Annotated in this window: 19 protein-coding genes; 17 read left to right on the plus strand and 2 right to left on the minus strand. The window is 28.9% G+C overall.

Translation table 11 applies throughout. The annotated features are described in order from the left end of the window. The 6 genes from N4A57_RS15380 to N4A57_RS15405 form a co-directional block, all read left to right on the plus strand. On the plus strand, nucleotides 1-202 hold a 202-nt coding region (locus N4A57_RS15380; protein WP_293658921.1), incomplete at its 5' end, for a DUF4261 domain-containing protein. A gap of 759 nt (nucleotides 203-961) precedes the next feature. After that, the gene (locus tag N4A57_RS15385) at nucleotides 962-1300 is read left to right on the plus strand and encodes a group II intron maturase-specific domain-containing protein (RefSeq protein ID WP_293658922.1); all 339 of its coding nucleotides are present in this window, start codon (nucleotides 962-964) and stop codon (nucleotides 1298-1300) included. 196 nt (nucleotides 1301-1496) lie between these two features. Further along, the gene (locus N4A57_RS15390; protein ID WP_293658923.1) at nucleotides 1497-1910 is read left to right on the plus strand and encodes a hypothetical protein; all 414 of its coding nucleotides are present in this window, start codon (nucleotides 1497-1499) and stop codon (nucleotides 1908-1910) included. 193 nt (nucleotides 1911-2103) lie between these two features. Next, on the plus strand, nucleotides 2104-2583 hold the full coding sequence (locus N4A57_RS15395; RefSeq protein ID WP_293658924.1) for a hypothetical protein: 480 nt from the start codon (nucleotides 2104-2106) through the stop codon (nucleotides 2581-2583). 566 nt (nucleotides 2584-3149) lie between these two features. Continuing rightward, entirely contained in the window at nucleotides 3150-4097 is a 948-nt protein-coding gene (locus N4A57_RS15400; RefSeq protein WP_293658925.1) for an NYN domain-containing protein, read from the plus strand. A gap of 30 nt (nucleotides 4098-4127) precedes the next feature. Beyond that, on the plus strand, nucleotides 4128-4286 hold the full coding sequence (locus tag N4A57_RS15405; RefSeq protein ID WP_293658938.1) for a DUF4357 domain-containing protein: 159 nt from the start codon (nucleotides 4128-4130) through the stop codon (nucleotides 4284-4286). Nucleotides 4287-4507: 221 nt separating this feature from the next. On the opposite strand, the gene N4A57_RS15410 is transcribed toward N4A57_RS15405, so the two are convergent. Beyond that, nucleotides 4508-4888 carry a PBECR3 domain-containing polyvalent protein gene (locus N4A57_RS15410; RefSeq protein ID WP_293658926.1) on the minus strand — a complete coding sequence of 127 codons (381 nt, stop codon included), beginning with the start codon at nucleotides 4886-4888 and terminating at the stop codon, nucleotides 4508-4510. 231 nt (nucleotides 4889-5119) lie between these two features. Here N4A57_RS15410 and N4A57_RS15415 point away from each other — a divergent pair, with 231 nt between their 5' ends. From N4A57_RS15415 to N4A57_RS15425, 3 genes are all read left to right on the plus strand, one after another. After that, nucleotides 5120-5695, plus strand: coding sequence for a DUF2500 family protein (locus N4A57_RS15415; RefSeq protein ID WP_293658927.1), 576 nt, complete (start codon nucleotides 5120-5122; stop codon nucleotides 5693-5695). 213 nt (nucleotides 5696-5908) lie between these two features. After that, nucleotides 5909-6433 (plus strand): AAA family ATPase, encoded by a 525-nt coding sequence (locus tag N4A57_RS15420; RefSeq protein ID WP_293658928.1) that lies wholly within the window; start codon nucleotides 5909-5911, stop codon nucleotides 6431-6433. A gap of 121 nt (nucleotides 6434-6554) precedes the next feature. Continuing rightward, nucleotides 6555-6680 carry a hypothetical protein gene (locus N4A57_RS15425; RefSeq protein WP_293658929.1) on the plus strand — a complete coding sequence of 42 codons (126 nt, stop codon included), beginning with the start codon at nucleotides 6555-6557 and terminating at the stop codon, nucleotides 6678-6680. A gap of 213 nt (nucleotides 6681-6893) precedes the next feature. Here the strand turns inward: N4A57_RS15425 and N4A57_RS18670 are convergent, their stop codons facing one another. Further along, complete coding sequence (locus N4A57_RS18670) at nucleotides 6894-7133, minus strand: Imm17 family immunity protein (RefSeq protein ID WP_442863865.1); 240 nt, start codon at nucleotides 7131-7133, stop codon at nucleotides 6894-6896. Nucleotides 7134-7411: 278 nt separating this feature from the next. Between N4A57_RS18670 and N4A57_RS15430 the strand changes: the two genes are divergently transcribed. The 8 genes from N4A57_RS15430 (at nucleotide 7412) to N4A57_RS15465 (ending at nucleotide 12107) form a co-directional block, all read left to right on the plus strand. After that, entirely contained in the window at nucleotides 7412-8152 is a 741-nt protein-coding gene (locus N4A57_RS15430) for a YwqG family protein (RefSeq protein WP_293658930.1), read from the plus strand. A gap of 58 nt (nucleotides 8153-8210) precedes the next feature. Beyond that, the gene (locus tag N4A57_RS15435; protein WP_293658931.1) at nucleotides 8211-8633 is read left to right on the plus strand and encodes a DUF6892 domain-containing protein; all 423 of its coding nucleotides are present in this window, start codon (nucleotides 8211-8213) and stop codon (nucleotides 8631-8633) included. Between the two features lie 274 nt (nucleotides 8634-8907). Further along, nucleotides 8908-9393, plus strand: coding sequence for a hypothetical protein (locus tag N4A57_RS15440; RefSeq protein WP_293658932.1), 486 nt, complete (start codon nucleotides 8908-8910; stop codon nucleotides 9391-9393). A gap of 308 nt (nucleotides 9394-9701) precedes the next feature. Next, nucleotides 9702-9977 carry a hypothetical protein gene (locus N4A57_RS15445; protein ID WP_293658933.1) on the plus strand — a complete coding sequence of 92 codons (276 nt, stop codon included), beginning with the start codon at nucleotides 9702-9704 and terminating at the stop codon, nucleotides 9975-9977. 280 nt (nucleotides 9978-10257) lie between these two features. Continuing rightward, nucleotides 10258-10452, plus strand: a complete 195-nt coding sequence (locus tag N4A57_RS15450; protein ID WP_293658934.1) for a hypothetical protein — start codon at nucleotides 10258-10260, stop codon at nucleotides 10450-10452. 197 nt (nucleotides 10453-10649) lie between these two features. Further along, complete coding sequence (locus tag N4A57_RS15455; protein WP_293658935.1) at nucleotides 10650-11270, plus strand: hypothetical protein; 621 nt, start codon at nucleotides 10650-10652, stop codon at nucleotides 11268-11270. A 203-nt stretch (nucleotides 11271-11473) separates the two neighbouring features. After that, nucleotides 11474-11719, plus strand: a complete 246-nt coding sequence (locus N4A57_RS15460) for a hypothetical protein (protein WP_293658936.1) — start codon at nucleotides 11474-11476, stop codon at nucleotides 11717-11719. Between the two features lies 1 nt (nucleotide 11720). Further along, complete coding sequence (locus N4A57_RS15465; protein WP_293658937.1) at nucleotides 11721-12107, plus strand: retropepsin-like aspartic protease; 387 nt, start codon at nucleotides 11721-11723, stop codon at nucleotides 12105-12107. The last annotated feature ends 270 nt before the right edge of the window (nucleotides 12108-12377 follow it).

Raw genomic sequence — 12377 nt, forward strand, 5'->3', positions numbered from 1 at the left:
AGAGATTATCAAGTCTACTAAATCATTCGAAGAATTAATAGATTTTTCACTTAGTATTGTGAGATATTTAATAGCAAATGGCAATGTGATTAATGATGGGGATACATTAGGAGAAGATGAGAATCAAAGAATCATTGCAAGGCATACTTCTTCAGTTTGGACCAATGATGATAGAGGTATTGTATTAAGAGTTCAATACTAGGGCTTCTGCTCCAATACCTTCATATAACATAGAATTTCTGCCATACTACTAAGACCATGTAGGACGACGAAAATTCTAGAAACGTTATGTGCAAGTGCGACTAGCCCTTGAAATAACAGGGGTAAGCTACATTTTAGGCTGTCTAAGCTTAACAGCCTTTGGGCTACTCTATCCATTTGGAGTAACTCTATCTATAGGTGCGTTGTTAGTAATGGCAGGGTTCTAAGCTATAGAGACAATGTGAATATCCTACTAGCCTAATGTGGGTGATTGCTAGGGTAAATATATTACTATGATTAAATTAATTGAACTATTGCAAGCCTCGCTAAACGTGAGTAGCGAAATAAGGCTGATATGCTATGACCAAAAGGTGTGAGCCAAAGTTAGGTGACTTTTCGTATTGCCTAGCAAATGGATAATGGCTTCGGGGTAAAGATAGAATCTAAGGTAATATGAATTGCTAAAATAATGTATGATAGGGCAATGCAAAACCTATATGGCATAAGTATTAGACCCTGTTGCAGAAAGTATTTTAGATAAGACATCCTTCGGATTTAGAAAACATAGAAGTGCTAAAAATGAATCAGAGTATCTATTTAATTGTTTATCAAGAAAAACATCAGCTAGATGGATTTTTGAAGGAACTTTAGAAAATATAATGATAAATTACTGATACAACCGTCAAAGAAATCAATATTAAAAGTATCAGCAAATATAAGAAGAGTTATCAAAACTAATTTGATCCAGAAATAGCAAATATTGATTAAAAGATTAAATCAGATAATACGTGGATGGTGTAATTATCATAAACATATATGTTTTAAAAAAGCATTTCAAACATTAGATAAGAATATATTTACAGGCATATGGTTATGGGCTAAACGGAGATATTCCACAAAGTCAAAGAATTGGAGAAAGAATAGATACTTCACAAAGACTGAAAAAAGGGACTGGATATTTCAAACAAATACTATTAGACTACTATTCGCTAGTGACTTTAAAATAGTAAGACATGTTTTAATAAAATTTGATGCCAATCCTTATTTACCAATATATGAGGATTATTATAAGAAGAAAAGAATGCTTGCCAGCTTCTAGTACAGGCTGGTTTTAAATGACTTGAGCCCTATGACGTGAAAGTGTCACGTAGGGTTCTTAGGGGAGCAAGAGGGGGCAACCCCTCTGACTTACCCGACTTAATTCAGGAAACATTATGCTAGAGTTATTAATTAATTTTATTAAGTTGTAACTTTTTAGGAATAGAAATACTATAGAAAGTTATAGGGGGTTATCCATGGAGAAAAGAGGGCTATATTATAAACTATCATTTTCATTTTTATTTTTAACGTCTATATTAGGAAATGCTTATCGAAGTTATATATATGATAATAATATTAATGACTATGGTTTAGCAGATATGCACACCAATATAGGTGCAGTTATTACGGCATCTTTTTTATTTATGGGTTATGTACAATATAAAAAATATAGAGATGAATTAAAAGTAATTTTAGAAGTTGTTTTTGGATTTATAATATATGAAATTATTCAGATCACACCATTAATAGGTGTTTTTGATTGGAGAGATATCATAGGAACAATTATAGGAGGAAGCATAACTTATGTAATTCACAAACTAATAACTATGAGATTTAATTTAAAGGATAATATTAAGAGAGCTGATCTACGGACAGTAAAAAGGAATTAATATCCAAGGTTTAAATTATCATTGAAAAAGTATAGAAAAAAGTCATAGTCATCCCTTAAAATATAAGTTTAGCAGCAGTCTAAAATGGTTTAATAGTTGTTATGGTTCAAACATAAGAAAGTATAAGCTATGGATTTTATTCATAATTTGCCCTAATCATTGTATGTAGGTCAGGTATAAGGGGGAAGTATAGATGAGAATAAGGAAAACTTATGCTATAGTATCAATATTTGTATTGATATGTAGTGTTATTATTTTAGTTAATCCATTTAAAGAAAAAGTATGGGATTTAAATTCAAAGTTATTAAGAAAAGAAGTATTATCTCTAGAACAAACAGATAAAAGAATAAATTTATCTAGATTAACACCTTTTCAATGGGATAGAATATATTCTTTTTCTCCCTACACATCCAAAGAAGAGATTTATAAGGCCCTAGGTTATAAGTGGGATTATGCTTGTGAAACACTTAATGAAGGAATGGACAATGTAATTTTTACAAAAGATAAAGAGGTTGTATGCTATTTAAGTGGTTATCCTTTTAGGAATGGATATAGTATATCATTTTATGATAGGAATAGTAAAAATGGTGTTGGTATTCTTAGATTTAAAGATAATTTAAATTTCAATGTAAGGAAGTGTGACAATGTTATTTATTTAGAAAAAATTAGATAAGTACAAGTAGATATGTAATTTTCTCTAGGAATATAAAGTTAAAATAGGTAAGTATAAGATTGGTCCTAACAGACCATTAAAGACAGAACTGGGATTTATAATAGATTTTTTGATTATAATTTTGTTTTCTGGCTAACTACGTTTCTAATTTCCAAAATATCTTTGATAACCGATATGCCTTTAGATAAAATATTTTTTCCATAATCCCATGTTAAATATTAATTATTGAACCTGATTAATGTGTGTATTCAAAATTAGAGAAGAATTTTCAATAATAGTATAATATATATAAGTATGGTTTTATATTATTTATAAATTTATTATAGAGGATAGTTTTATTTGTAGCCCTTTAATGATGGAGTAATATGTTAGCCAATTGCTGCAAGTTAACGGACTGTACCTAACATATAGTTCACGGCATCTTACAAAAGCACTTAGGGAGCCATGAACTTAAGAACGTTATTTACAATAGCAAGATACTAAAAAGAAAATAAAATAGATACAATAGGTATTACACAATAGCATTTTATTATGAACTATTATACCAAACAGTAAGGAGATATATTATGGAAAAATTAACAATCGCGTTACTGATAGATGCAGATAATATTGGATCCAAGCATATTGATAGCATCTTAAAAGAACTTACAAAGTATGGAAGGGTTACAATTCGACGAATGTATGGTGATTGGACACAGCAGAGGTTAAAACCATGGCTAGAGAAATCTTCACAATTTTCACTTACACCTATAATGCAATCTAATGATACTTCTAGGAAAAATGCTTCAGATATAGGGCTTGTTATTGATGCAATGGATATATTATATTCAGGAAAGGTAAATGGTTTTTGTATTGTGTCAAGTGATGCTGATTTTAATAAATTGGTAAAAAGGTTACGTGAGTCTGGAAACTTAGTAATTGGTATTGGAGAACAAAAGACACCAGAAGCATTTAGGGTTTCTTGTGAAAAATTTATTTCTGTAGATGTTATAGATGAGGATATGAAATTTGAAGATGTGAAAATCGATGGAGTGTCTAACAATAATGGCATTAGTAAAAAATTTTTCACTCCCCAAAATATTATAGAAAAGACTATTATTGATATGGTTTTGGACAGCAATATGGATTCTATGGATCTTGGAGAAATAGGACGAAGGATAAATAATATGTTTCCGGATTTTGATGTAAGAAATTATCATTATACAAAATTGTCTGGATTATTAAAGGAGTTGGATAGTTTTTCTTTAACTAATAAAGAAAACAAATGCTGGGTTACAATAAGAAAGATTCCGTCGGAAAATATTAAAGAAATTGAAAACAAAATATTTATGATATTTAATAAGAAGCGAGTATCGAAGATGAATATTGGGGAACTAAAAAAAGAATTATTGAATATTATTCCAAATTTAAATATAGTGATTAAAAAAAGTGGAGTTACTAAGTTTTCTGTATTCTTAGATAAAAAAATTGAGATTATTAAAATTAGTGGTAATAATGCTGAATTTATTAAATAAGCATATGTGTAATCATAATTCATATGCCTTATAGAATGTGATAATAAGAACTTCTACAAATTGACTAAAGATTTAGAGTTTAATCCCCAATCTACAGCCGCTGCAATTGTAAGAAATAGTTCTACGAATGGAACAAAAGAATGGAAAATAAAAATTAAGATTACCTTAGATAAATATGAAAATAATTAAATAAATTAGGGTGTCAGTAGTTGAAGTTAGTTTGCAAATGAAGAAAAACTCCAACGTTGGAGTTTTTCTATTATATCTGTTGGACTGATGGCAGGGCGGCGTATCCTGCATACCTGATAACTACTAAATAGTAGCGTGTCGGGAGCCATTTCCGATCCTCAACAATCCTTTATTAACATATGAATATTACAACTAAATTATACATCTTAATATGTAATATGTCAAATAAACTTTTTTAACCTACCACTGTTAATCCTATTATTTAGTTTTGCTTGAGAGATATCATATAAACTTGAGACATATAAATATTCAGTATCTGTTTTAGTAGATAAATTAATTGATAATAAAATATTTTTATCATATATTTTTACTAATTCAACGCTATGTTCTTCTTTAGGATGAACACCTATATAATCTGGATTGTTAATAATATCTTGTACATTCGCAATATATTTTACACAATCAGGATGTCTTTTTTTAACATGTTTCTTAAAACCAGGGTACATGCTTATATCTCCATTCGGTAAATCTATATCTAATATTTTTGTTATTTTGTTTTGCAACTTCCCAATGGTAACTATTTTATGTTTATTTATACTCATAGGTATCCTCCATAAAAAACCTCTATCATATTATAGCATAATTCAAAATAAGTGGGGAAAGCAAAATTATTGTACCATATTTTCTTATGTGTAGATTACTATATTCCATATAAAATGGTAAAATATAGATATATAAAATAGCAATGAAGCAACAGCCTGTCATTAGGTGGCACATTGGATAACATGATATATTAAGATAGTCCACGAAAAACATGTGGACTATCTTAATATATGAAAAACGTTATTTACCATAAACCTAAAAAGAAGGAAGGGATGGATGTGTCAAAGAATAGCAAATACTCATCATGGAGAAGCATAGGTGTAACACTATCAATTTTGTATATTATAACAGTATTAGTCTATTGGGGGATATATGAACCCCTTGAATATATTGATGACAATGGAACTATACCTGAAATAACAAGAGTTAATGAAATTATTAAATCAATAAACCAAGATTCAAAGTCTTTTTTTTTAATTGCTGGTTTCTTTGTATGTTTGTTTATTTCAATTATTATAGTACGTATATATGAAGAGATACAATTGTATAATCAACCTATTGAGAAGGTTAGTGCTACATTGAAATCAAAAGAAATATATACAAGGATAGGGGGCGGTTTTAGAGTAGGGCGCTATATGCAGGATAGTTATAAACTTGAATTTAAATCGGATGATCAGATTAAATTTATTTTTTTTGTTAGTTTTGAACAGTATTTTCCAATTTTGGAAGGTAATAAGGGAATTTTGACATATAAAGAAGGCAGAAGAAATAAATATATAGGTTTTGAGATTAAACAAATAAAATAGTTTTCGTGTTGACAGAACTAATAAATGAAATATAGTAAAAATTTTTTCATCAACACTATTTTCAAGTAGTAATGTAGTTAATTATGGCCTAACATACTATTCTCAAACATTCCACAGGAAAACGTGGCAACATAGGAGGATGGTTATCTACAAAAGGGATTTGAAGCAACTTAAGTACTGGTGATAGAAGTAGTATGTAGTGGAGGAATTTTAATGAATAAGAGTAAAACAATATTTATCATTACGGGACCCTGTGGAGTAGGTAAATCTACAATTTCTGCTAGGTTAGCACAATCATTTGAAAAAAGTGTACATATAAATGGAGATTTAATTTACCACATGGTTGTGGGTGGATATTTACCACCTTGGAAGGATAATGGAGAATTAATGAGACTAATGTGGTCAAATGTATCAGATTTAACTAAAAATTATCTAGAAAGGAGTTATGATATAGTTGTAGATTATATTGTATTTCCAGAGCATCTAAAGTATCTTAGCGATTTAAGAAAAAGAAGTGGAATTATTTTAAAATATGTAATTCTTATGGCCAATGAAGAAGTTATTAGAGAAAGAGATAATAATAGATTAACAGAACAAGTCATGGGAGAACGTGCAATTGAAGTCTTAAATGAATTTAGGGAGAAAAAAATTGAAGACAGATATATCGTTGATACATCAGACAAAAGCATTGAGGAAATAGTTTTTGAAATTAAAATGGGAGAGCGCTTTATAGTATAACATTTTGAAAATAAAGAAATAGAAGAATAGATCATAATGAGAATAAACAGACCAATTATAGTAAGAAAGTAGTACAGAGTAGTGGTAAAAAGTGCATAGTATAGGTATTTTTGTTAGGGTTATGATAGGGGGAAGGGATTATGAAGAGGTTATTTTTATTTTTACAATGGAGATACTATCAGTCTATGAAGGGGATAAATATGAAGATACTTGTATATGGAGTATTGTAGTGGCTGATGGTCATTAAGCATGGCCTAGCAAACTATTTTGGTACATTACATGAAAATCATATGGAATGTGGCAAGATGCTAAAAAATACAAAATAGATAGAACAGCTATTACACAATAGTAAAAAAATGTGTATAAAATATGTAAAAGCTAAACTAAAACCAAAAGATTATTTTATGAAGCACAAAATTATGGGGTAATGAAGAAAGTACCGAGAAAAATATCTCAGTACTTAAAAAATAAATTCTTGAAGTAATCTAAATAAACCTAAGCCGATACAGATAATACCTGCAATGATGTAGAATGCATATGCATGTCTATCACCAAAAAAATTTCTAAAACGGGTATTTTTTCGATTGTTCCAAAACCAATTAGGTTTTTTTATGGCACCAAATAAAAAATAAAGACCTACAATTAAAAATAAAAATGAGTCACTATATGATATTGCTCTAATAAGAAACACTCCTTTCATAAACAATTATAAGATAATTTCACACGAAGGCACAAATGTAATAAAAGGTAATTATTGATTAAAAGTAGGTTGCGTTCTAAGCTAAGTTCGTATTCTTCTTAAACAGTGATAAAAGATGATTTATATTAATTGGACCCTAAAAAGGAAAACGAAATATATAGAAAATATGAATTTAAAATTATTAGAAATAGAAGTAAATAAATTATCATATATTCAGTAGCTAATAAAAGTTTAACTTGTAGATGTAAGAGGTCTATATGATTTTGGAGGAGATTAGAATGTTAAAGTATGAAGTATCAGAACTATTTAGGGAATATGAAAAAATCATAAAAACATCCATTCGTAAAAGTAACGAAATCACTTTTACAAAAGAGGATACAAAACCATGGGAAAGTAAATTAGGTGGTTGTCCTTACCTTGAAAATATTGAAGATTATCCACTAGGTAAGAACAATAAGCCAATGATATTTCTTGCACAGATTAATTTAGCAGATTTAGTTGAATTGAAAAATATGCCAGAAAATGGACTGCTTCAATTTTATATTCATAATGATGAATGTTATGGTTATGAAGGTCCTTGTAAAGTTAAATATATTGAGAAATATATAACAGATGTGAACCAATTGGTTTGTAAAAATCCATATGAAGAAGATTATAAGGAATTTTTACCATTTGATAAAGAGGGAAAAATGAATTTTCAATTAAGAGAAATGCCAATATCTTGTTCTTGCGAAAAGTTTAATGAGTTATTTAAAGGAATATCTTTTAATGAAGAGCAGAAAGAGAAAATTTGGCATGAATTTGATGGTTCTGGTAGTAGATTTGGTGGTTATCCATATTTTATTCAATCTGAACCTGCTTATTGCGATGAATATAATATTTTATTATTACAACTAGATGTAGAAGATGAATGTGGAATTATGTTCGGTGATACTGGAAACTGTAATTTTTTCATTAAAGAAGAGGATTTAAAAAATAGGGATTTTTCAAATGTAGCATATGATTGGCAATGTTGTTAGCTTTTTTCATCATATAAAATATTATTTATAATAGTGGCTAAAAGTGAGGGAGATTTAAATGACAAAATATGTAGATGAAATGGGTGTTTTTGAAGACTTTAATTTTAAATTGGTAGTAATTGAGGCTTTGTTGGACAAGGACCCTGAATTTAAAAGTCAGTTGGAAGTATTGATTGAAAAGCATTGTAAAAACTACCAATGGCATGTAGGAGCAGGACCTATAGATGAGATGTTACAGTTTTTTGCTGAATTAGATATTAAGGAAAGTGATTTGAATAAGATTACAGAGTTATGTTTTGATGGAGGGAATGAAGTCTACCATTGTATACAGCCAGATTGGGATGGAGAAGATTTTTTCTTTGATATTCAATCAGTCCGTGGATTTGAACACTTAGAGAACTTAAAATCTGTAATTTATATTAGTATGTTAAAGGAAGAAGTTTTAGAGCCTATGATAGAACATGGAATTATAATTGAATAGAAACTAATTATACTCATAGGTATAACTGTCTTGTGTTGAAATACATGATATATTCTAAGATTTAGTTTACTCTAATGCTATTTTAGCCAGAAATATTTTATAACCACAATAATTATAATGATAATTTTAATATTAATTCTAATTTATTATAGATTTCGTATTCATAAACTTGCAATTCTTAATAGTTTTGACAAAGTTTACCATTGTTAATAAATAGCTTAGATAATTAAATTTAATATAAAAGCAGTATCAACATAAATAATAGGAGGAAGATATGAGTAACTATCCAATAGACATAGAAAATTTCCATAATACAATTTTAAAGTTAAGAGGAATTACTTCAATAGAAAGTGGTGTTGAGAATCTAGAGGAAGTAAATACTGAATTATTAAAGATATCTCAATTCTCACACTTACCTCATACATGTCTTTTACGTACAAAAGGTGGGCTGAAAAATGAAGTTCTTATGCAATTTGAATTTAAGATTGATAATTCAATAGAAAGTTTCAATAGTATTGAATTTCTTGCTTGGTTTGTTAGAGATAGTTCTAGGGGGGGAACTAAAATTCAATTAAGACCATTTGCATTACCACCAGTAACCCCAAATGGAAGGCAATTAGGGACAACTCTTAGATTTCACATTGATTTATTTATTGATGACATTAATGAAACATTAGAACCAGCATTTAAAGTAATTAATGAACTTAATGAATCGTTAAATTTGTTTATTAACCTTTATAATATTCCGATTAAGTCCTAATGAATTATGAATACATAAATTACAGCAAATAGAAACGAATACAGGCATCAACAAATTGTAGTAAGGCAGTAGCAAGAAATCTGGCAGAGTCAATGTTAGGTATTATTTATAGATATATGAATTTTAGTAAGTACATGAATTTATTATAAAACAAAAAATAGTTTTTCTGTAATTCACGTAACTGACAGATGTTTGCGTTATTGTCACATCGTAAACACGCAGGACGTCACATAAAATCAGGTAAGAAGATTAGATGTGAAATATAATGAATTTGTGAATAGAAAATATATTAGATGGGAGAGAGTAGCATGGACGTTTTAGGTATATTACTTTTTATAATAATTGGTATAATAATATATTTTGCAAGAAGTGAAAGCCATCAGGATAGTATTAAAAGTAAGATTGATTCACTTGGGGGACACTTAATTAGTTATGAGCGACGCAATTTTTTCACAGGGATTGGCCCATTTATGGTTGTTGGTAAGGGGCGAATGATTTATAGAATAGAATACAAAGTTAATGGCATAAAAAAGGAAGGCTGGGTAAGGTTTGGTGGAATATCAGGTACTGATTGGAGAATGTAGCTTCCACATATAATATCATATAAAAATATGTTTAAGCACGTCTCACTACCTAATAGGGTCGAGGACTAGATCAATACCTATTCATTGTATGAGCGAAAAATTGCAATGTGCTGAGACGTCATAAACAAGGAAATGTTAGACGAAAGAGAATAGTAGTTATTAAAGATCGTAAGATGCATAAATTGGTAGTTTGTGAAATAGGATTTGATAATTTAGGACGCAATATTAGAATTATGTGAAACAAAGAGTATTTATATTTTGTTTGCAGGGAGGTATTTTTATGAATTGGTTAATATGGATGGCAATAGGTCTTGCATGTGGTATTACCATTGGTTATAAAGATTTAGGGAAAAAGATTGAATTGAGAATTAAACAATTATTTCAGGAAAAAAAGGTTAGATTTATTGATGAAAATAAAGAAGAAATCAGTGATGATAGACTAATTCGTTTACTGTTTCCTAGAAAGACAAACTAATTATTATGAGCATACTCTACTTATTATTGAGACACATTATTCTTGTATTGTGTAATATTGGAGGAGCCATTATATAAAAGAAAAATTTATGTACTTAAATGGAAACAAGATTAGAAAAATTTAATCTAAAACTTTCTGAGAAAAAAAGAAGGTTAGTAAGGTTTAATAAATATGAGAAATATAATTGAGGTGATTATATGAATAGAAAAATATATGTTTTAATAATAGGGGTATTTATTTTTATGTCTGGATGTACTAAGACTATTGATGGGGATTATTCAGAATTTGGAACAGCAACTATAACTCCTTCATCGTTATTTCAAAGGGATACAAAACGGTTAGAACCTCATTTAGGGTTAACGACAGGTTGTGTAAAAGTAAAATATAAAGGCAATAAAAAGAGGATTAGTTGTAAATATGAAATTTGGGAAAAAGGAAAATTAATAGATGAATCAGGAATTATGACGAATGTTATAGATGGAAAATATGACGGGGAAGTAAGTATATCATTAAAAGAGAGGCTATTAGATAATTTAGAATGGGCACCAACTATGGTAATGAAAACTGTAATAATGGGTAAAAGTGGATGGAACAGTTCTACAAAATTTATAGATAGATTTGATAAGTCCTATAGTCGTAGACCTGTTTCATTACCAAAGGAAATTGAATTGAAAGATGATGAAGAAGCTGCGGTATGGGCATATTTGGGAGGAGATTATGAACATAAAAATAAAATTGAAGATATGGCTAAAACAGCAGATTGGGCATTAGTATTAAAAGTGTTGTTTGAAAATCCAGAAGAAGAAAAGAACTATTAGGTAGGTCCCATAAGATTATAGCTCTAATATTTTACGAGAAATTATTTTAGATATTCCACTAAAGGCATGTGAAATCGAGTAAGATAGAAAAACGTCATCTGACAACTTTTAAATAAGAAAATATAATCATAAAAGTATATAAAGAATGAATGATATAATTATAGTAATACTAAGTAATTCAAATGAAGAAGGGAGAGGTTTTATTGAAATGGGAAGAAGTAAGAGAAATGTATCCTAATCAATTTGTGAAGGTTGAAGTTATAGAATCTCATGTGGAGAATGGAAAAGAATATGTGGATGAAGTTGCTTTTATAAAAGCTATTGGTGACGGTAAGGCTGCTATGAAAGAGTTTTTGAAGTGTAAGGAAAAGCAAATTGTTTATAGTACAAAGAACCCCAAATTTATAATTGAAGTAGTAAAAAATATAGGCATAAGAAGAGGGATATAGTATGGTTAAGCTAAGCTTAAAGGAAGGGTTATTATATGCTTCCGTAAAACTTTTTCATCAAGGGAACTCAATAGAAGTAAAAGATATGATAGTAGATACAGGAGCATCTCATACAATAATAATTCCAGATTATTTGGAAGAAATGGATACAGAACTATCTGATGAAGATACAATAGTAAAAGCGTCTGGATATGGTGGAAAAGTATGCTATTCAGTTAGAAAGAGAATAGATAAGGTAGAGTGTGGAGATATATTAGTAGAAAACATGAAGATAGATTTTGGAGAAATTGATCCAAAAGAGAGAGTAAATGGTCTTTTAGGACTAGATTTTTTGAAGAATACAGGAATTATTATAGATTTGGTAGAGTTAGAAATGTATAGAAAATAGTCATCAGATAACGCATAATTCAAAGCATCCTACAAAAAACTAGTATGTAATTAAATGGAGTTAATGAAATATGTGTAAATTAAATCCAAAGGTAGATCTTGTATTTAAAAAATTATTTGGAAGTGAAGAAAAGATCGGATACCAAAAGAATTAGAAGAAGAAATAACCATAAAAAAGGCAATTGAAAAATTAGATATCATGTCACTGAATAAAGAAGAAAGAGAAATATATGAAAATGATTTAAAAAGACTTAGAATATATAGCGCAGAT

Origin of the sequence: Anaeromicrobium sp. (genome assembly GCF_025210435.1) — a bacterium.
GTDB lineage: Bacteria > Bacillota > Clostridia > Peptostreptococcales > Thermotaleaceae > Anaeromicrobium.